The organism is Streptococcus cuniculi (assembly GCF_004570575.1).
GTDB classification, from domain to species: Bacteria; Bacillota; Bacilli; order Lactobacillales; family Streptococcaceae; genus Streptococcus; species Streptococcus cuniculi_A.
The window spans coordinates 1-19,276 of the sequence record NZ_SPPD01000005.1; the positions used below are offsets into that span (position 1 = coordinate 1).

Consider the following 19,276-nt stretch of genomic DNA (forward strand, 5'->3'; position numbering starts at 1 on the left):
AGACAATTGAATGATTTCTAATTTCTCTTCTACTGATTTTTGACTTCTTTTGGACATAGGAAAACTCCCCTTATAGTGTCTAGTGAATTTTTGTTTTTTCACTGTCTACTATATGGGGAGTATATCATGAAGTCCAGCCTCTTTTTGACTGGATTTTTAGCTAGAAGATGGTACAATGGTATAGAAACAGTATGATATCGTCATTTCGTTTCTACCTAAAGGTAGCCTCAGCTGTAATCGACTAAAGCCGAAACATCTGCGTCTCCTGATAGGAGCCGTATCCGTAAGCGAACAAAGTTCGCAACGGCTACAGCAAAATAGAAACTATGACGAGCGAAAAGCTCCAGTGGAGGTTTTCAGCCTAACCTCTAAAGGTATACAATACCTTTAGAGCTAGGAGTAGTATCCCCAAGGGGATTCTCATCTGTAACTCGCTAAAGCGAGAACATCTGCCTATCTATTTTCCGAGCTTTTAGCCGAATTCAATTACTAAGATACAACAGCTCGTTGACACGAGTTACACTCGTGTTATTTCCAACCTCCAATTCTTCCAGACTATTGGAGCGAGTACTAAAAGCAAACGAAACGACTATGAAAAGGAGTATAGAGATTATGAAATGGAGATGGCTGGCGTTTGCCTTGCTCTTTTGTAGCTTTTTCTTAGGAGCTTGTCAGTCCAAGCAAACAGTCAAGGAGAGTTTGCCTGTTGTGGACAAACCCTTGACCCGTACGGAGACCTTGCTTCATACAGTTGTACAGATTAGCCTGTATCATCAGAATCAGGAGGAAGTGTTGGAGGAGGGACTTGCCTATGTAAAGGAAATGGAGCGACTCCTATCAACGAATCTTGAGGGTTCAGATATTTACCGTATCAATCAGGCGGCAGGAAAAGAGGCAGTCAAGGTTGATCCGCGGACCTTTGAGTTGATTGAGCAGGCTCTAGAAATGGGCGAGAAAAGCAAGGGACGCTTTGATGTGTCGATTGGAGCTGTCAATAATCTCTGGAAAATCGGCTCAGAGGATGCCCGCAAACCAAGTGATGAAGAAATCAAGGCAGCCCTACCTCATATCAACTACAAGGATGTCCAGCTGGACAAAAAAAATCAGACCGTTGCCGTAAAAGAAGGGATGATCTTGGAGTTGGGGGCTATTTCAAAAGGCTACATCGCAGACGGATTGAAGAAGCTATTTGCCAGTAAGGGGATTACAACAGCGATTATCAATCTAGGTGGCAATGTGGTCGTTATGGGAAGCTCTCCTGCCCACAAGGAAGGATGGAAGGTTGGGGTTCAAGATCCCGATGAAGTGCGGGGAATCGTGGTTGGTTCCGTCTATGTGACGGACGGATCAGTCGTGACTTCAGGAATCTACGAGCGCTATCTGGAAGTGGATGGGGCCATCTATCATCATATCCTTGACCCAGAAACGGGCTATCCAGTTGAAAACAATATCTCGGGTGTAACCGTCTTTACCAAGACTTCCACTCAGGGAGACGCCCTCTCTACAACGCTCTTTCTCTTGGGAATTGATAAGGGAATGGAATTTATCGACCAACTGGAGGATGTAGAAGCGGTCTTTGTGGATAAGGAGCGCGGTGTTCATCTAAGTAAGGGGCTCAAGAATCGATTTGAATTGAGCAATGAGGAGTATCATCTTGTCAAAGACAAATAAAAAAAGGGCTATCACCCTGCCAATCTTTTTAGAATTTATCGAATTACGGACCAAGGTTGCAAGTGTTTTTCCGATGGTACTGGGGATTCTATGGGCCAGTTACCGCTATCATGCCTTTAATGGTTTGAATACCGCTCTATTTGTCCTAGCTGTTTTGAGTTTTGACATGTGTACGACAGCGATCAATAACACCATGGACTATGTCAAGGCCAAGGACCAGGTTTACCGAGAGGAGCACAATGTCATCGGGCGCAATCAGCTGGATTTTCGGCAGATGGTGCAGATTGTCTTTCTGCTCTTGTTCTTTTCGATTGCGGTCTCGCTTGTCTTGGTCTGGCGGACGGACTTGATTTTGCTACCGCTTGGAGCCTTGTGTTTCTTGATTGGTATCTGTTATACCTTTGGCCCGATTCCCCTCTCGCGCATGCCGCTTGGAGAGATTTTTTCAGGGGTCACCATGGGGCTTGGCATCTTCTTTTTGGGGGTCTTTGTTCAAGCGCCGAATCTGCTCTTAACCAGTCGATTTGTCGGAGAATGGTTTCAATTGCAGCTGGCTTGGGACAAATTCATTGAGATTGGTCTTATGAGCCTGCCCTTGGTCTGCTTGATTGCCAATATCATGTTAGCGAATAATCTGTGTGACTTGGATGAGGATATTCGCAATCATCGCCACACGCTGGTCTTTCATATCGGACGGGAAAAGGGATTGCTACTTTACGTTTGTTTAGCCATGTTCCCGTGGCTTTTGTGGCTGGTTTATCCCTTGATTGGCTTCTTACCATTTTGGGCTTGGCTAGGCTACGGTGTGGCTATCTTGTCCTATAAGAGTCTCGGGCGTTTCTTGGAAAAGCAGGTCAAGCGTGAAACCTTTGTCGAAGCGGTCAAAAGCTTTGTCCTCTTTTCATTCATGTATCTAGTGGTACTGATTATTGCTTGCATTAGGTAATTTCAACGTTTATAGTTGTTTCGTTGACACGGATTTCTACTGCTTTCACTGGTGTTTATCAGACCCAACTCCACTTTAATAGTCAGTGGAACTTAGTTTGAAAATTTAGCCCCTAAACTCTGTGCGAAAAAGATAGGTAGCTCAGAACGTAGGCAAACCCTCTAAGGGACAGAAAAATAGCAAATTCAAAATGTGAATATCATCTTGAGCAACTCTTAAAGATACTGAGGTAGCGGTATTTCTAAGAGTTTTTCTATTTTTTAGCAAAAGAAAAAGATTGAGGAAAATGAGTCGAAATAGACTTTTTCTTCAATCTGAGCTGTTCTCGCTTTAGCGAGTTACAGCTGTGGCTACCTTAGGTATAAACTAATACTCTTTGAAAATCAAAAATAGATGAGGAAACGCAATTGCAGATAGAGCTAGGGTTCATCAAGATAAGTTGACAAAGTATAGTGAATTGAATAAAGGTTAGGACAGCGTTAAGTCGCTTTGATGAACGCCAGTTCTATCTGTAGCTCCTTTCCTCTCAATCCACTATAACCTTTTGATTTTCAAAGAGTACAAACGCCCGTTTTCACGGGTAGTTTATGACTGGGTGTAAGATTTACGGAATTCTATCGGTGAAAGACCTGTCTGATGTTTAAAAATCTTGGAAAAATAGGAGTAATTATCGTATCCTAGTTGATTTGCAATGGAATAGATATTTTGCTCGCTATGCACTAATAGGTCTTTGGCTAGACTAATGCGTTGCTCTGTAATATAGTGGATCAGCGTGGTTCCAGTCTCTTGTTTGAAAATTTTTGCCAAATAATCAGGACTAAGAAAAACGAGGTCTGCCAGTGTCTTTCGAGTAAGCTCTTCATCAATGTGGTGGTCAATGTATGTCATGACGATTTGTGAGATGGATTGGTTGGATTCAATCAGCTGGATATAGTCTTGAGCAGTTTTGATATAGTAAAAAATGTAGTTGTGAAAGGCCTCAATAGAATTATAGAGATGTTCTTGTAAAAAATCATGCTCTTCATTTTGATAGAGTAGATGTGTTTGAATTTCTTTTTGTTCCAAGATATCTCCTACCTTCTGAGTAAGGTTAAAATAAAGTGTTTTTAGGAGTTGCGTACTAGAGAGTCCTTCTTTTTCAGATTGCGTCTGTTCCTTGTAAATCAATTGCTGAAATGAGTCAAATTTATCACGATGATCGATAGAATAGAAAGCACTAGCTAGAGAAACTGGCTCAGAGGTCAGTTCTAGCTGTTTAAGCTGGGAAAGCTGATAGAGGGCATGAGCGTGTCCACAATACAGGTGTAAAAAATCATGTAATTCTTTGCTGTGTGTGAGAATAGATGGCAGCTTGCTGGCTTCTCCTACAATGATTTGAATTGGTTTTTGAAAATGAGTTTGAAGAAAGCTATGTAGATTAGAAAAAAGGGAGGAACAGCTCTCCGTACTTGTTTTCAAAAGGAGAAAATACTTTTCTGAAAAGTGAGCTAACTTGAAGAAAGAGGCGATGGTAAAGTTTCCTGTTTTAGCGCTGTATTCCTCTAATTGTTGCCTTAACTCTTGACTCCAAGAAGCGGAGAGATCATCTGTATAGTCCAAATGAATCGAAAGCGTTATTGGAAAGAGTGACGTGGTATGTTGGATTGGGATTTGCTGTATTTTCATATCCGCTACCATCTGCTCGTAGTGCTTAGGGCTGGGTCTTCTTAGATATTCGTACCAGAAATTTTGCTCTACGAGAGTATGAGACTCTGAGACAGAGTGGGTGCGCTTGATTTTCTGGATGGCTTTCAGAAGAACCAGTTCAAATTTTTCAAAATCAATGGGTTCGAGATAGTAGTCAAAACTTTGCAGTTCAATCGCTTTTTGTGCGTAGTTGAAGTCTGCATAATTGGTTAAAAAAATGGCTTGAGTGTGGCTGTAGCCTTCATTGCGAATCCAAGCTAAGAGTTCTAAGCCACTCCCTTGGGGCATTTCAATATCACTAATCAGTAGGTCAATGGAATGCTGCAACAATAATTGCTTCGCTTGCTGGATATTAGAGGCACAAAAGACCTGTCTAGCCCCGATATGTTGCCAATTAATTTTTTCGTTTAAGGCTTGTATAATGTAGCGATCGTCATCAACGATAAGAATATTCATAAGTATCACTCCAGTCTATAATCAATAGGAAGCGTGAGGCAGATATAGGCTCCCCTAGTTGCGTTGTTGCCTAGCTGTAGACGATAATGGCTGGCATAAATAGAATCTAGCCTCTCATATGTGTTGGTCAGACCGACATGTTTTCCTTCGGAATCAATGATGGATTCTTTCCGTGCGAGCTTGGTGAGAATATCAATTGGAAATCCAGGTCCGTTATCTTCGATACGAATCTGATAGTCAGTAGGACGATTTGCATCGCTTCCAATTCTCAGTTGAATGGTTAGGGGACTATCGATGGAAAAACTATGTTTAAAAATATTTTCGATGAATGTTTGCAAGACCAGAGGAGGAATCTTTGCAGATAGAAGCTCCTTTTCTATCTGAGACGAATAGGAAAAACTCTCCCCGTAGCGTAGGGTCTGGATGGCTAAGTAATCTTCAACATGCTTGATTTCATCCTTTAAGGTGACAAAGGTCTGTTGGCTTTGAAAAAGATAGCGAAAATAATGAGATGTTGACAAGGTTAATTGGGTAATCTCTGAGTAATGTTGCGTTTCAATCATGCTATGAATCATACTAAGGATATTGAGATAGAAATGGGGTTTAATCTGATTCTTAAGATAATCCATTTCGATTTTTCGCTGTTTTAATTCCCTTTCATAAATATCTTGTTTTAATAAACGAATTTCGTGAAATAGGTGATTGATGTGATTGTTGGCAGAATCAATTTCAATAATTCCTTCCGAATTGATGGCAACCTGATAAGGCGTGTCTCCTTTTAGATGTGCGGTAAGTCGTTTGACAGGTACCATAATTTTTTTCTGAACATACCGGACAATGAGCAAGGAAATGAGGCAGATGATGATAGGAGTGAGAAGCATAATCAGTTGTAGGGATAAGGTCTCCTTAAAGGCATTTCGATAATCAACTGTGACATAGATGTTGAAGGGAAGTTTGGTTCGTTGTTTTTCAGCAATGACGAGATTCAGATTGGAAAAGACAGAGGAAGGGGACAAGGATGTGTCAGCGGGTTGTTCGAGGGATAGGGAGCCATTTTGCCCAATTTCCATCGGTTGAAGCGTTTGTAAGATGGCTTTTTCGGAGGCCAATGAATAGATGGTTTTATACCGGAATTGAATGGCTTGATAAAAATAAATCTCATTGTTTAAGAGAATGCGATGCCACTGTCCATCTGCTTGTTTTTCTTTCTGAATATAGCTATCAAAACGCAAAAAGTCAGCGTAAGAAAGGTTCATAGAAGAGATATTTACCAGCTGTGGGCTCTGATCATTTTGGATAAAAAAGGTAAAGTTAATTTGATTGTTCCGTTTGAAATCAGAGACACGAGAGCGGATTTTTTGAAGGGAAGTAATGTATTCTGTATAGGAGGTGCTATTAGCCAATTCCTCAAAGGAATCATCATGTAGGATAATCCAATACATAAAATGTTCGGAGGCCTTGATTTCTTTTGAAAGAGAAGAGGTGAAAATATCCAAGGTATTGGAAATCTGGGCAATATGCTGTTTCTTTACATTAGTTATGTAAATATAGCTGATAAAGAGGTTGATGGCTAAAATCCCTACCATAATAGAGGTTAATATCTTCGATAAGGAATCTAGTGAATAGGTTATTTTGGATCGTCTCATGGCTCGAACTCTCATATTTCTCTGTTTTTTTATATTATACAATAGATAGACGACTGGACACTAACACAATTCCGTTATTTTTTTGCCTGGAGAACGGAATTGTATAAGTTCGGTAGAGAAATGACGGAAATGTGTATGAAAACGCTGTCAAAAATACTATGATTCTCGAAAAAGTTTATTTATAATGCTGTATATGAGGAGGAATAAGAAATGAAGTTATCTGTTACAGATTCTCTTTATCGGAAGCAGTTAAAGAGTAATATACCCTTGTATGTATTGCTGCTGCCAGCTATTATTTTGCTACTGGTATTTAGTTACATACCGATGGTTGGTCTAGTGATTGCTTTTAAAGATTACTCACCAGCAACAGGTATTTTTGGGAGTCCTTGGGTTGGATTGAAGCATTTTAGTCAGTTTTTTTCATCCTATCAATTTTGGCCAACGATACAAAACACGTTAAAAATCTCTCTCTATAGTTTAGCTGTGGGTTTTCCCTTGCCGATTGTATTAGCCATCTTGTGCAACCAGATTCGGGTCGAAAAATTTAAAAAAGTCTTTCAAGTAACAACCTACTTACCTCACTTTATTTCGACCATGGTTATGTGTGGGATGATTATTTTGTTCCTATCTCCCAATAATGGGATGATTGCCAATGTCTTCAAATTGGTAGGGTTCAAAATGCCAGCCCTATTATCGACCCCTAAGTATTTTGCAGGTGTATATGCCTGGAGTGACGTCTGGCAACACATTGGTTGGGATAGTATTATCTATTTGGCAGCCTTATCGGCGATTGATCCGACCTATTATGAAGCTGCCATGGTAGACGGAGCCTCTCGATTTCAAAGGATTCGTCATATTGATTTGCCGATGATTCTGCCAACAGCGATGATTCTGCTTATTTTACGAGCTGGGAGTTTGTTAAATATCGGATTTGAAAAAGTCTTTTTATTGCAAAATCCCCTAAACCTAGCAGGTAGCGAGATTATTTCTACCTATGTGTATAAGGTTAGACTGATCAATTTTCAATACAGCTATTCTACTGCGATTGGTTTGTTTAATACAGTGATTAATGTAGCTATTTTGCTATTCGTCAATTGGATGTCCAAGCGCATCACTCGGACGGGCTTATTCTAGGAAGGGAGGTTTTTTCATTGAAAAAAGTATCGTCAGAAAAAATCCTTGACTTTTGTACCTATGGCTTTGCTATACTACTCATGTTATTGATTATCTATCCACTCTGGTTTGTCGTCATTGCATCCTTTAGTGATCCTGCGGATGTGGCAAATGGAAATGTGTGGTTGTTTCCAAATGAATGGAGACTAGAAGGATATGCCAAGCTATTTGAACAGCCCCTGTTTTGGAGAGGGTATCTAAATACGATCTTGTACACAGTAGTTGGGACGATTATTGCTTTGGTTGTGAATATTCCAGCAGGCTACGTTCTCTCTCGAAAAGATCTGCTGGGGAGACGATGGCTATCGGTTTTATTTATCATTCCGATGTTCGTTTCTGGAGGCCTGATTCCGACTTATTTAACGGTTAAAAATGTTGGGCTTTTAGACACCTTTTGGGTGATGGTCCTCCCCTTTGCGGTTTCGAGTTATAATATTATCGTTGCAAGAACCTTTTTTAACAATAGTATTCCAAACGGCTTATGGGAGGCAGCTCAAATTGATGGTTGTGGAACGATTCGGTATTTCTTAACGATGGTCCTCCCCTTATCCAAAGCAATTTTAGCGGTTATTGGTTTGTGGACAGCTGTTGGCATCTGGAACTCATGGTTTAATGCCTTGATTTATTTGACCAATGAGGATCTTCAACCCCTTCAATTGATTTTGAGACGCTTGTTGATTAGTAATCAAATGTTACAGTCACAGGCTTCGGGCGAACTCGCATCTGAGTTACGTGCCACTGCTGATATGATGAAATATGCAGCGATTGTTATTTCGACAGCACCGATTATGTTGCTGTACCCATTTTTACAAAAATACTTCAATCAAGGTGTCATGATTGGTGCCATTAAAGAATAGTCTATCGTTATAAATAAAGGAGACGAAAATGAAACAGAAAATACTAAAATCTTTGTTAATCTCAACTTTTGCATTAGGAACGTTGGCAGCATGTAGCTCCAACAAAGCTTCAGATACATCGGCTAAGGCTGATAATGAATTTAAGATTACGACTGTTAGATGGTCTGATTGGGGAGATGATTTTACCAAGGGTTACCTAGAAGAGGCAGAAAAAAATAGTGGCATTGATGTCGATTGGGATGTTTATGTATCCTCGGACTGGGGCGATAAAAAGTCAGTTCTTTTAGCAGGTGGAGACTTGCCAGATGCATTTTTAGGGTCGAATGTCTTTAGTGATGTTGAAATCGCACAAAATCAATCTTTATTTGTCCCATTAGAGAATTTAATTGATGAAAATATGCCAAATCTTTCTGCAATTTTAAAGAAAGAACCAAAAATAAAAGCGATGATTACATCACCAGATGGGCATATTTACAGTTTACCGAAAAAATTACCAATGCGTCCTTTGATTGCCAATCAGCTCTTCATCAATAAAAAATGGTTGGATCAATTAGGTTTGGAGATGCCAGAAACCTATGAAGACTTTATCAAGGTATTGACAGCCTTTAAAGAAAAAGATGCCAACGGAAATGGTGATGTCAATGATGAAATTCCTTATGGGGCTGGAAATGTCGATCAAACCTTTAGCTTTATTTTACCATTTAACAATCGCTTAGGAGCAGATAATACCTATGAGCTCTCACTAAAAGGGGACAAACCAGTCTATCTCAGAACAGAGCAAAGCTACAAAGACGGAATTAAATGGATGCACGAAGCCTATAAAAAAGGTTTGATAGATACAGAGTTATACACCCAAGATGAATCCATGAGCGTAGCAAAACGGATGGATAAAGAAGTTGCCAGAGTAGGAGTCTCAGCTGGATGGACGGCAGATGCAACCTTCGGCCTGCATGCTGATGAGTATGTGGCATTGACACCGGTTAAAGGTCCAGATGGTAACCGCTATGTATTTTCTGATCCAGAGCATTATAACTACGCACGAAATGAGCTTTTGATTACAACAAAATGTAGTGATCCAAGTGCCCTGTTAAAATGGGCTGATCAATTCTATGCAGACGATGCTAGCATTCAAACATTTTATGGATCATTTGATATTGCAACTGAAAAAACAGATACAGGCTACACTGTTTTACCACCGAAAAATGGTAAATCAGCTGATGAGTGGGCTTGGATCAACTCCCTTCGCGATTTTGGACCAAAGTATGTCGGAGACGACTTTAATTCCAAAGTGAAGATTGATACTACGCAAGGGGACGGTCTCAAATTACAATTAGATAAAGAAATCAATCAATATGCTTTGCCAGCTTTTCCGAATGTGACCTATTCTCAAGATGAACTGATAAAACTCTCTTCTATCTATGTGGACATCAATTCTTATGTAAAACAAATGGCTTCAAAATGGGTTGTTGAAGGTGGTATTGATAACGAATGGGATGAGTATGTTAAGCAGTTAGAGGCAATGGGGTTAAAAGACTTTATGAAGATTCATAATGATGCCTATAAACGCTATCAAGAGATAGCTGATTAACATCACAAAATTAGAAAATCATAGCGAAACGTGTGTGAGATGAGGAACGAATTTGTAAAACTGGAACTTCATCTCACATCTTTCTATGAGGAGAAAAAGATGAAAAAGATTTTATCACTAGAGAGCCCTGTCACAAAATGGCTGACTCTGTTCACAAATCTCGTGCTCTTAAATACCTTATTTCTACTGACCAGCCTCCCAATCGTAAGCATTGGAGCAGCATTGACAGCTTTGGCAACAGGGTGTCAACGCATACTGAGAGGAAATAACGAGCATATCATTCAGCATTACTTTAAGGATTTCAAGGAAAATGCGCAACAATCGACGTATTTGTGGGGATTTATTGTGGCTCTTACGACCTTGCTCATTGTCGATTTTCTCTTTTTTCTACGCCAAGGTATGGTCGTAAGGTATATAGCTTGTTTGGGGTTGGCTATGTTATGTATAGTGATATTGTTACTCCTGTCGGTCGGTTTTTCCTATATTGGCCGTTACCAAGATTCGTTTCGTCAGGTACTCAGAAATAGTCTGTTGCTAGCGATGGGAAATCCCTTGTGGATGTGGTGTATCTTGGGATTTGCTATCATTGTGGCATACGGAAGTGTGAGCTCGCCAGAGAGACTATTGACATCCATCTATGTGAATACATTTGGCGGGTGTGCAGTGATTGCTTTTGTAAATGCATATTTTGTCAAGCAGTTATTTGATAAAATTGAAAAAAGATAGAAAAAGGAGGAAGTAAGACAGATGAATAGAGTATTTTTAGGGGAAAGCTATCGGATTACCGTACTGAATCACCAATTAGTGCGTTTGGAGTATTCAGAAGAAGGATATTTTGAGGATCGTCAGACCAAGATAGTTCAAAATAGAGACTTTGAGTGTGAGCCTTTTGATGTTATTGATGAGGAAGGAAGATTGGAAATTATCACCCCATTCTTCCATCTGCACTATACAAAAGAAGCGTTTCATGCAAACAGTTTGTTTATTGATGTTCGAAACAATTATACGATTTATGGAAATCGCTGGTATTTTGGGAATCACTACGATACATTGAAAGGAACGGCACGGACATTAGATGAAATGGATGGTGCAACGGAGCTAGAAGAAGGGATTATCAGCAAGCAAGGATTTGCGGTATTAGATGATTCAGATAGCTTTATCTTGGATGAGGAAAAAGGGCTGATTGAAAGACCAGCAAGAGAGATTGATTTGTATTTCTTTGCTCATGGACGGGATTATTTTGCAGCTTTAAAAGATTTTTACCAGTTGACAGGTCCAACTCCCTTATTGCCACGATACGCACTAGGAAATTGGTGGAGTCGCTACTGGCCTTATTCAGAAGAAGAGTATCTAGGACTGATGGAGCGTTTTGAGATGGAGAAAGTCCCGTTGTCAGTGAGTGTCATTGATATGGATTGGCACCGTGTCGATGATGTACCAGAGAGATTTGGTAGTGGTTGGACAGGCTATTCATGGAATAGAAAACTTTTTCCAGATCCTGAGCGATTTTTGAAAAAATTGCATGACAAGAATCTCAAGGTCACACTCAATGTTCATCCAGCAGCAGGAATTCGTGCCTTTGAAGATAGTTATCCTCAAGTTGCTGAAAGAATGGGACTAAATGTAGAAATAGAAGAGCCAGCTTTGTTTGATATTGCAAATCCGCTCTTTCGTGAGGCTTATTTTAAAGATGTCCATCATGAGCTGGAAAAGCAGGGGGTCGATTTTTGGTGGATCGATTGGCAGCAGGGGACAGAGGGCAAGATTGATCCCTTGTGGCTCTTGAATTACTATCACTACCTGGATAGTGCTAAAAAGGGTGAGAATGATGTCATTTTGTCTCGCTATGCGGGTCCCGGAAGTCATCGGTTTCCAATAGGATTTTCAGGAGACACCTTTATAACGTGGGAATCTCTGGCTTTCCAACCATATTTTACGAGCACAGCTAGCAATATAGGCTATACATGGTGGAGCCATGATATTGGTGGGCATATGCATGGCTACCATGAGGAAGAGTTGGCCTTGCGCTGGTTACAATTCGGTGTCTTTAGTCCAATTAATCGCCTTCATAGTTCCAATAGTCCCTTTGCTAGTAAAGAGCCGTGGGGGTATTCACCAGAGATTTGTCAAGCGATGAAAGAAATGATGTATTTGCGTCATCGTTTGCTACCCTACTTGTACACCATGAATGTTGCTACTCATGAAGCTGGGAAGCCATTGATGACACCAATGTACTACCATTATCCTCTTGAAGAGGAGAGCTATCATGTACCAAATCAATATTTCTTTGGCTCAGAATTGATGGTGGCTCCGATTACACAGCGAGTGGATTCAACTTATAAAGTGGGGGAAGTGACAGTTTGGCTTCCAGAGGGTGTCTGGTATGATTGGTTTACAGATACCGTCTATAAGGGTGGAACGCGTTTGGATATTTATCGGACAAAGGCAGCGATTCCCGTATTTGCCAAAGAGAGGGCGATTGTTCCCTTAGATCAAACACCAGATATGACGGGTGTTGCTCTCCCAGAGGTGATTGAGTGGCATATTTTTCCTGGCAAAAACAATGCATTTTGTCTAGTAGAAGATGAAAACGGTCAGCGTGCACAAACAACCTTAGCTGTGGATTGGAATCTAGGTACAGTGTCTTTGGAAGTAGTCGATGAAGTAGGGCTATTACCAAAAAATCGCCAGTATGTTCTGAAGATTCATACCTATGCGACCGATCCGATTGTGTTAGAAAATTGTACAAGAGAAGTTCCTCTTCCTTTGACAGAAAAAGCAAGCACCATTTCTTTTAGAGAAAAAGTGAGAGCTTGTCTGCAGAGAGCTGAGATAGAGTATGATGTGAAGCATGATTTGCTCGCTCGTTTGGAAGCATGCCAGACTATGAAGAAAGTGTTACCCATTTTACAAGACTGTGATTCTGTCTTAAGAGGGCAGTTGATGGAAATCATCTATACTAGTGACGATGCGTTTACAGACTAGAAGAGGGAGATAAGTAAGAGAATCCTTTTCAAGATATGGGAGCTTTTTATCTCTCTTCAATTCGTTTGCTTTTTGATTTTCTTTGGGTATGAGTCTAAAAAACTTAAAAGAGCTTGGGACTCCAAGCTCTTTTCGATTGTTGCTTAAATCGGTAAAATGAGTTCTTCCTCTTCTTCACCTTCTTGATCCTCTGGCGTTCGGATTTCGATGATGAGGTTGTGAGGGAGACAGACTGCGATTTCACCCGACTTGCTAATCCAGCCGGTATTAACCGCGATTTGGTCAGGACTATTGTCCTCCTTGTCGCGAATGCGTTCGCCGTCAACTTCAATGATGTTGTATTGCCCAGGATTGGGATGATAGGTCACTTCCTTGTGGGGCGTGCTTTTTGAGAGTTTAAATTCATCGACAATCTCTCCGTTAATACGAACAGAAGCAATCAGATAGGGTTCTTCAGGCTGGCCTTGACTGCCCGCATAGGTCACCACTGCTGGTACAAAAGACAAGAGCAGGGTGATTCCAATCAAGACAAAATCAAAAGGCTTAAATTGACGTAAAATCTGTTTCATTCTTCTCCTCATTCTCTCACGAATAAGAATATTGTAAAGGAATTCCGCCACTTTGTAAACTATTTGGGGTTATTCAGACTGTTCCTTGCGTGTTTTAAGATAGAGATACAGTTGGATAAAAAGACCGAAGAACCCAGCCCGTATGAGGAAAGCGACCGCAGCTTTAGTGGTAAAGAGTTGACTGAGGAAAGACGCATCATGTAACCACACTTGTAAGAAAGCATCAAATAGCCAAAGTGTCCCTCCAAAGAATAGTCCAGCAAATTTCATCTGGGTTTGTTCTTTTTGGTTAAGCTCTTCCTTATCAATAGCAACGATATGCAAGCGGTGAGTCTTTATCAAGACATAGCCTATCATTGCTAATAGGAGTGATAGGATAGGCAGATGCGACCACTTCGGGATACGTATCCGACAGGAGCAAGGCAATCGCGTTTCCAATCAGCAGTAGCCAGAAAAGGAGCACGAAGCAGCTGTTGCCGATGCGCTCCACTTCTCGGCGTTTATACTCGTCCAGTGGACCTGTAATACCATAAAAGCGTTTTATCATTTTTTCAGTAACTGTTTCTTTCATCATCATTTCCTTTCTAATCGTCCCAAAAGAGGGTGTTGAGGTCTGTGTGTAGGGCGCGGGCAAGATTGATACAGAGTTCCAAACTAGGGTTGTACTTGTCGTTTTCAATCATGTTAATGGTTTGCCTAGAAACGCCGATTTGCTTGGCTAGTGCCAGCTGTGATTTACCGACATCGAGTCGGTATTCTTTGACGCGGTTCATTTTAACCTCCTTTCGGTGTCGAATACAGGTTCTTATAGTGAATTGAATAAAGGTTAGGACCTCGTTAAGTCGCTTTGATGAACGCCAGTTCTATCTGTAGCTCCTTTCCTTGTCCGATTCCTTTCTCAATCCACTATAATATGTTTGGGGAAGAAGGACAGAGCTTGGAATCCTGGGTTATTCATTTTCGTCCTTCATTCCCAACGAGGGAGTGTCAAATATATCAGACACCCACTTGACCTTATTCTACACTTTTTTACACGAAGTGTCAATTATATGTGACATATTTTTTTGAAAATTGTTTTCCAGTTATTTTTGAGATGAAATATGGTACAATAGTAAGAATATGATGAAGGAATTTAACCATACGACCGTTTTATTGCATGAAACCGTGGATATGTTAGCGGTGAAGCCCAATGGCATCTATGTGGATGCGACCTTGGGCGGTGCAGGTCATAGCGAGTATTTATTGAGCCAATTGAGTGAAGAGGGTCATCTCTATGCCTTTGATCAAGATGAGACGGCTATTTTGAATGCTCAAAAACGCTTGGCTCCCTACATTGAAAAGGGAATGGTAACCTTTATCAAGGCTAATTTCCGTCATCTAAAGGCTTGCTTGCAAGAGCAGGGAGTAGGGGAAATTGACGGGATTTGCTATGATTTGGGTGTGTCTAGCCCCCAGTTAGATGAGCGGGAACGTGGATTTTCTTATAAAAAAGATGCACCGCTCGATATGCGAATGGATCGGACTGCTTCTTTAACGGCTCATGAAGTCGTCAATCACTATGGCTATCATGATTTGGTGCGGATTTTCTTCAAATATGGTGAGGATAAATTCTCCAAGCAAATCGCACGAAAAATCGAGCAAGCTAGAAGCGAAAAGCTGATTGAGACGACGACCGAGCTGGCAGAAGTGATTAAATCTGCCAAGCCTGCTAAGGAATTGAAGAAAAAAGGACACCCAGCCAAGCAGATTTTCCAGGCTATTCGGATTGAGGTCAATGACGAACTTGGTGCGGCGGATGAGTCGATTCAACAGGCTATTGACTTGCTTGCGGTGGATGGTCGGATTTCGGTCATTACCTTTCATTCCTTGGAAGATCGTTTGACCAAGCAGCTCTTCAAAGAAGCCTCTACGGTTGACGTACCAAAAGGACTCCCTTTTATTCCTGAGGACTTGAAGCCAAAAATGGAATTGGTCAACAGAAAGCCAATATTGCCGAGCAAAGAGGAACTAGAAGCCAATAACCGCGCTCATTCTGCCAAATTGCGCGTGGCGAAAAAGATACACAAATAGGTGAAAAACATGTTACAAGATCAACGAAAAGACGCCACCATGCGCGTCATCAGTGAAAAAATCAAGACATTTTCTCGAGTGGAGAAGGCTTTTTATGGGAGCATTGTCTTGTCTGGTCTGACCTTGGCGGTTGGCATTATCTTTATGCAGACCCGTTTGTTGCAGGTACAGGCGGAGATGGCTCGTGTCAATCAAGAAATTAACAGTAAGCAGGTGGAAATTGACGATGCTGAGCAGGCTGTCAATGAATTGATTCGGAATGCCCGCTTATTGGAAATAGCAGACAAGGCTGGTTTGACATATAAAAATGATAATGTTGGAGTAGCAGAATAATGTCAAAACGCAAACAACAATTGTTACGGTATGTTTTAAAGAAACGCCATATTCCGTCACAAAATCGTCGCAGAGTGGGGCAAAGTCTCATTCTGCTGACGGTTTTCATCTTTTTCATCTTCTTGATTAATTTTGCCATTATTATCGGAACCGATAAAAAATTTGGGGTTGATTTGTCAGAAGGGGCAAGAAAAGTTCACCAGACCGAAGTGACAGTCCAAGCTAGGCGGGGGACGATTTATGACCGCACGGGTTTACCGATTGCTAAGGATTCGACGACCTATACGGTTTACGCCATTATTGACAAGGAATATGTTTCTGCTCTGAAAGAGATTTTATATGTTGAACCACGTCAATTTAATCAGGTCGCACAGATTTTTAATAAACATTTGGGACTTGAGACCGATTATGTCATGCAGCAATTAAACCAGCCAAAACTCAAGCAGGTCTATTTTGGAACATTGGGAAAGAATATTTCCTACAGTACCATGACGGCGATTCAGCAGGAGATGGAAGCGACAGGTATAAAAGGGATAGCCTTTAATACCAACCCGGGCCGCCTTTATCCAAATGGGAATTTTGCATCGAGTTTTATTGGATTAGCCAATCTGGTCGAAGACGAGAATGATGGTAGCCAGCGCTTGGAAGGTCAACGGGGGCTGGAGTATGCCCTCAATGGTATCTTGGCTGGTCAAGATGGAAAAATTGTTTATGAAAAAGATAGTCGCGGACGAATCGTTCCGGGAACAGAAAATGTCAAAGAAGCACGAGTAGATGGTCAGGATATTTATACCACGATTTCGGCGGATCTCCAGCGTTCCCTTGAAACCAATATGGATATTTTCTTTGGCAAAACCAAAGGAAGATATGTCAATGCGACCCTCGTTGCTGCTAAGACAGGTGAGATTTTAGCCACTACGCAACGACCGACCTATAACCCAGATACCAAGGAGGGGGTTGACGACAAGGATATGTTGCAACGTTCGCTCCTCTATCAAGAAAACTTTGAGCCTGGTTCTACTATGAAGGTTATGACCGTAGCTTCCGCCATTGATAATGGGACGTTTTCACCAAATGAATATTACAACCGATCTGAAATCAAGATTGCCGATGCCACTATCCGAGACTGGGACGTCAATGCGGACGACCTATTTGCTCCGCTGAGTTTGACCCACGCCCAAGGTTTTGCTCTTTCAAGTAATGTTGGGATGGTCATTCAGGAACAAAAAATGGGAGATGAGCGCTGGTTGAACTATCTGGAGAAATTCCGCTTTGGCTACCCAACCCGTTTTGGAATGGAGGGGGAAGAAGCAGGCCTTCTGCCAGAAGATAATGTGGTGTCTATCGCTATGACCTCCTTCGGTCAAGGGATTCTGGCCACTCAAACCCAGATGTTACGTGGCTTCGGTGCTATTGCTAATGATGGCGTCATGCTAGAGCCGAAGTTCATCACAGCTCTCTATGATGGGAATACGGCTTCGGTGCGCCTGTCTCAGCCAGAAGTAGTTGGAAAGCCTGTTTCAGCCAAAGCTGCTGCGGATACCCGCCAATATATGATTGGGGTCGGAACAGATCCGCAATTCGGAACCTTGCGAGCATCTGATGGTCCTTTGATTCAGGTAGAGGGTTACAACATTGCTATGAAGTCAGGTACTGCTCAGATTGGTAAGGAAGATGGAACCGGATATCTGGAAGGACCAAACGCCACCATCAACTCTGTTGTCGCTATGATTCCCGCTGAAGACCCAGAATTTATCATGTATGTGACGGTTCAACAACCAGAAAGCTGGACAAGTGCCTACTGGAAAGATATTTTCAATCCAACCCTCAAGGAAGCTATGCAATTAAAGGATAGCCTCAATCTGACGACACCGGCTCCAACTCTTGCCACTGTTTCAAAAGAAACAGAGTATAAGTTGGGTAAGATTATCGGCAAACAACCAGGAGTGACAGCTGGAATCTTGCGTCAGCAATTGGTGCAACCGATTATTTTGGGAAATGGAGCAGAGATTAAGAAAGTCTCTGTTGAGACTGGATCAAATATCTTTGCAAATCAGCAGATTTTACTCTTGACAGATCGTTTTACAATGGTGCCTGATATGTATGGCTGGACGAAAGAAAATGTGGATGTCTTCTCTGAGTGGACAGGAATTGAGATTGAATATAGTGGTTCTGGAACGAAGGCCGTCAGCCAGAATGTTGCAATCGGAAGCGATTTAGAAAAGACGAAAAAAATAAGAATTAACCTAGGAGACTAATATGTATTCTGTAATCATAGCAGGACTGGTAGCCTTTGTGGCGACTGTCCTATTGATTCCAAGATTTATCAGATTTTACCAAGCAAAGCGCATCGAGGGGCAACAGACCCACGAAGATGTCAAGCAACATCAGTTTAAAGCAGGAACCCCAACTATGGGAGGAACAGTCTTTCTGGCTGTTGCCATTGTGGTGACCTTCTTTGTTGCCCTATTTTCAAATAGACTGACCGGGGCGGTTCTTGCCATTCTCTTCATCCTCTTGCTATATGGAATTATCGGCTTTTTGGATGATTTTTTAAAGATTTTTCGCAAGGTTAATGAAGGGCTGAATCCTAAGCAAAAATTAGCCTTGCAGCTTCTAGGCGGGGCTGTCTTTTATCTCGTTCACATGCAGGGGACAGGAAATGGTACGCTAAATGTACTGGGCTATCCGCTTCATCTAGGGATTTTCTATGTCGGCTTTGTTCTTTTTTGGTTGGTTGGTTTTTCCAATGCGGTCAATCTGACAGATGGGATTGACGGGTTGGCTTCAATTTCAGTGGTGATTAGCTTGTCAGCTTACGCAGTCATTGCCCTTGTGGATAGTAAATTGGATATTTTATTGGTCTGTGTGACCATGATTGGAGCCTTGCTCGGATTTTTCTATTACAATCACAAACCAGCGAAAATCTTCATGGGAGATGTGGGGAGCTTAGCGCTCGGAGGAATGCTCGCGACCATTTCCATTGCCCTTCACCAAGAATGGACCCTGCTCTTGATTGGCTTGGTCTATGTGGTGGAGACCTCTTCTGTCATGCTTCAAGTCAGCTATTTCAAATACACCAAGAAAAGGTTTGGCGAAGGCAAACGCATTTTCCGCATGACCCCCTTCCATCATCATTTGGAATTGGGTGGTCTAACTGGTCATGGTGAACAATGGAGCGAATGGACGGTCGATTTCTTCTTATGGGGAGTTGGGCTCATCATGAGTTTACTGACTCTTGCCATCTTATATCTGTAATCTTTCGTGAGTATCAAACAGCAGTCAAATGCTGTTTT

At 41.5% G+C, this 19,276-nt stretch carries 17 protein-coding genes; 11 read left to right on the forward strand and 6 right to left on the reverse strand.

The features are described from left to right. Positions 1 to 612 precede the first annotated feature (612 nt). Positions 613 to 1,671 (forward strand): FAD:protein FMN transferase, encoded by a 1,059-nt coding sequence (locus E4T82_RS04565; protein WP_135181688.1) that lies wholly within the window; start codon positions 613 to 615, stop codon positions 1,669 to 1,671. Further along, positions 1,640 to 2,617, forward strand: a complete 978-nt coding sequence (locus tag E4T82_RS04570) for a 1,4-dihydroxy-2-naphthoate polyprenyltransferase (RefSeq protein ID WP_135181689.1) — start codon at positions 1,640 to 1,642, stop codon at positions 2,615 to 2,617. The genes E4T82_RS04565 and E4T82_RS04570 overlap by 32 nt, the downstream gene beginning before the upstream one ends. A gap of 585 nt (positions 2,618 to 3,202) precedes the next feature. Here the strand turns inward: E4T82_RS04570 and E4T82_RS04575 are convergent. Together E4T82_RS04575 and E4T82_RS04580 are read right to left on the reverse strand one after the other, a co-directional pair. Next, positions 3,203 to 4,759, reverse strand: a complete 1,557-nt coding sequence (locus E4T82_RS04575) for a helix-turn-helix domain-containing protein (protein WP_135181690.1) — start codon at positions 4,757 to 4,759, stop codon at positions 3,203 to 3,205. Between the two features lie 5 nt (positions 4,760 to 4,764). Next, positions 4,765 to 6,405: a sensor histidine kinase gene (locus tag E4T82_RS04580; protein WP_228065052.1), complete on the reverse strand. Its 1,641-nt coding sequence runs from the start codon at positions 6,403 to 6,405 to the stop codon at positions 4,765 to 4,767. A gap of 210 nt (positions 6,406 to 6,615) precedes the next feature. On the opposite strand from E4T82_RS04580, the gene E4T82_RS04585 reads away from it, so the two are divergent. The 5 genes from E4T82_RS04585 (at position 6,616) to E4T82_RS04605 (ending at position 13,008) form a co-directional block, all read left to right on the forward strand. Further along, positions 6,616 to 7,539 (forward strand): ABC transporter permease, encoded by a 924-nt coding sequence (locus tag E4T82_RS04585; RefSeq protein ID WP_135181692.1) that lies wholly within the window; start codon positions 6,616 to 6,618, stop codon positions 7,537 to 7,539. Between the two features lie 17 nt (positions 7,540 to 7,556). Beyond that, positions 7,557 to 8,435 (forward strand): carbohydrate ABC transporter permease, encoded by an 879-nt coding sequence (locus tag E4T82_RS04590; protein ID WP_228065053.1) that lies wholly within the window; start codon positions 7,557 to 7,559, stop codon positions 8,433 to 8,435. A gap of 28 nt (positions 8,436 to 8,463) precedes the next feature. Further along, positions 8,464 to 10,023, forward strand: a complete 1,560-nt coding sequence (locus E4T82_RS04595; RefSeq protein WP_135181693.1) for an extracellular solute-binding protein — start codon at positions 8,464 to 8,466, stop codon at positions 10,021 to 10,023. A 99-nt stretch (positions 10,024 to 10,122) separates the two neighbouring features. Beyond that, positions 10,123 to 10,749 carry a DUF624 domain-containing protein gene (locus E4T82_RS04600; protein ID WP_167753562.1) on the forward strand — a complete coding sequence of 209 codons (627 nt, stop codon included), beginning with the start codon at positions 10,123 to 10,125 and terminating at the stop codon, positions 10,747 to 10,749. Between the two features lie 21 nt (positions 10,750 to 10,770). Continuing rightward, entirely contained in the window at positions 10,771 to 13,008 is a 2,238-nt protein-coding gene (locus E4T82_RS04605) for a glycoside hydrolase family 31 protein (protein WP_135181695.1), read from the forward strand. A 143-nt stretch (positions 13,009 to 13,151) separates the two neighbouring features. Here E4T82_RS04605 and E4T82_RS04610 read toward each other — a convergent pair whose 3' ends face one another. From E4T82_RS04610 to E4T82_RS04625, 4 genes are read right to left on the reverse strand one after another with little or no spacing between them, the layout of a single operon-like run. Continuing rightward, positions 13,152 to 13,589, reverse strand: a complete 438-nt coding sequence (locus E4T82_RS04610) for a NusG domain II-containing protein (RefSeq protein WP_135181696.1) — start codon at positions 13,587 to 13,589, stop codon at positions 13,152 to 13,154. A 57-nt stretch (positions 13,590 to 13,646) separates the two neighbouring features. Further along, entirely contained in the window at positions 13,647 to 13,919 is a 273-nt protein-coding gene (locus E4T82_RS04615) for a hypothetical protein (RefSeq protein WP_135181697.1), read from the reverse strand. Continuing rightward, positions 13,882 to 14,148: a DUF3278 domain-containing protein gene (locus E4T82_RS04620; RefSeq protein ID WP_167753563.1), complete on the reverse strand. Its 267-nt coding sequence runs from the start codon at positions 14,146 to 14,148 to the stop codon at positions 13,882 to 13,884. Before E4T82_RS04620 ends, E4T82_RS04615 begins: the two co-directional genes overlap by 38 nt. 13 nt (positions 14,149 to 14,161) lie before the next feature. Beyond that, on the reverse strand, positions 14,162 to 14,350 hold the full coding sequence (locus tag E4T82_RS04625) for a helix-turn-helix transcriptional regulator (protein WP_135181699.1): 189 nt from the start codon (positions 14,348 to 14,350) through the stop codon (positions 14,162 to 14,164). Positions 14,351 to 14,696: 346 nt separating this feature from the next. Here E4T82_RS04625 and rsmH point away from each other — a divergent pair, with 346 nt between their 5' ends. Genes rsmH through mraY form a run of 4 tightly spaced genes read left to right on the forward strand, consistent with a single transcriptional unit; the run spans position 14,697 to position 19,238 of the window. Continuing rightward, positions 14,697 to 15,647 (forward strand): 16S rRNA (cytosine(1402)-N(4))-methyltransferase RsmH, encoded by a 951-nt coding sequence (gene rsmH / locus E4T82_RS04630; RefSeq protein WP_135181700.1) that lies wholly within the window; start codon positions 14,697 to 14,699, stop codon positions 15,645 to 15,647. A gap of 9 nt (positions 15,648 to 15,656) precedes the next feature. Further along, on the forward strand, positions 15,657 to 15,980 hold the full coding sequence (gene ftsL, locus E4T82_RS04635) for a cell division protein FtsL (RefSeq protein ID WP_135181701.1): 324 nt from the start codon (positions 15,657 to 15,659) through the stop codon (positions 15,978 to 15,980). Then, complete coding sequence (gene pbp2X / locus E4T82_RS04640; RefSeq protein WP_135181702.1) at positions 15,980 to 18,238, forward strand: penicillin-binding protein PBP2X; 2,259 nt, start codon at positions 15,980 to 15,982, stop codon at positions 18,236 to 18,238. Before ftsL ends, pbp2X begins: the two co-directional genes overlap by 1 nt. 1 nt (position 18,239) lies before the next feature. After that, positions 18,240 to 19,238, forward strand: coding sequence for a phospho-N-acetylmuramoyl-pentapeptide-transferase (gene mraY, locus E4T82_RS04645; protein WP_135181703.1), 999 nt, complete (start codon positions 18,240 to 18,242; stop codon positions 19,236 to 19,238). Positions 19,239 to 19,276 lie beyond the last annotated feature (38 nt).

Bases quoted from the DNA above. Each gene is read 5' to 3' on its own strand.
- E4T82_RS04605 (WP_135181695.1), top strand. From the start codon at position 10,771: ATGAATAGAGTATTTTTAGGGGAAAGCTATCGGATTACCGTACTGAAT.
- E4T82_RS04600 (WP_167753562.1), top strand. From the start codon at position 10,123: ATGAAAAAGATTTTATCACTAGAGAGCCCTGTCACAAAATGGCTGACT.
- E4T82_RS04575 (WP_135181690.1), bottom strand. From the start codon at position 4,759: ATGAATATTCTTATCGTTGATGACGATCGCTACATTATACAAGCCTTA.
- E4T82_RS04595 (WP_135181693.1), top strand. From the start codon at position 8,464: ATGAAACAGAAAATACTAAAATCTTTGTTAATCTCAACTTTTGCATTA.
- rsmH (WP_135181700.1), top strand. From the start codon at position 14,697: ATGATGAAGGAATTTAACCATACGACCGTTTTATTGCATGAAACCGTG.
- E4T82_RS04620 (WP_167753563.1), bottom strand. From the start codon at position 14,148: ATGAAAGAAACAGTTACTGAAAAAATGATAAAACGCTTTTATGGTATT.
- ftsL (WP_135181701.1), top strand. From the start codon at position 15,657: ATGTTACAAGATCAACGAAAAGACGCCACCATGCGCGTCATCAGTGAA.
- E4T82_RS04570 (WP_135181689.1), top strand. From the start codon at position 1,640: ATGAGGAGTATCATCTTGTCAAAGACAAATAAAAAAAGGGCTATCACC.
- E4T82_RS04565 (WP_135181688.1), top strand. From the start codon at position 613: ATGAAATGGAGATGGCTGGCGTTTGCCTTGCTCTTTTGTAGCTTTTTC.
- pbp2X (WP_135181702.1), top strand. From the start codon at position 15,980: ATGTCAAAACGCAAACAACAATTGTTACGGTATGTTTTAAAGAAACGC.
- E4T82_RS04585 (WP_135181692.1), top strand. From the start codon at position 6,616: ATGAAGTTATCTGTTACAGATTCTCTTTATCGGAAGCAGTTAAAGAGT.
- E4T82_RS04580 (WP_228065052.1), bottom strand. From the start codon at position 6,405: ATGAGACGATCCAAAATAACCTATTCACTAGATTCCTTATCGAAGATA.
- mraY (WP_135181703.1), top strand. From the start codon at position 18,240: ATGTATTCTGTAATCATAGCAGGACTGGTAGCCTTTGTGGCGACTGTC.
- E4T82_RS04610 (WP_135181696.1), bottom strand. From the start codon at position 13,589: ATGAGGAGAAGAATGAAACAGATTTTACGTCAATTTAAGCCTTTTGAT.
- E4T82_RS04625 (WP_135181699.1), bottom strand. From the start codon at position 14,350: ATGAACCGCGTCAAAGAATACCGACTCGATGTCGGTAAATCACAGCTG.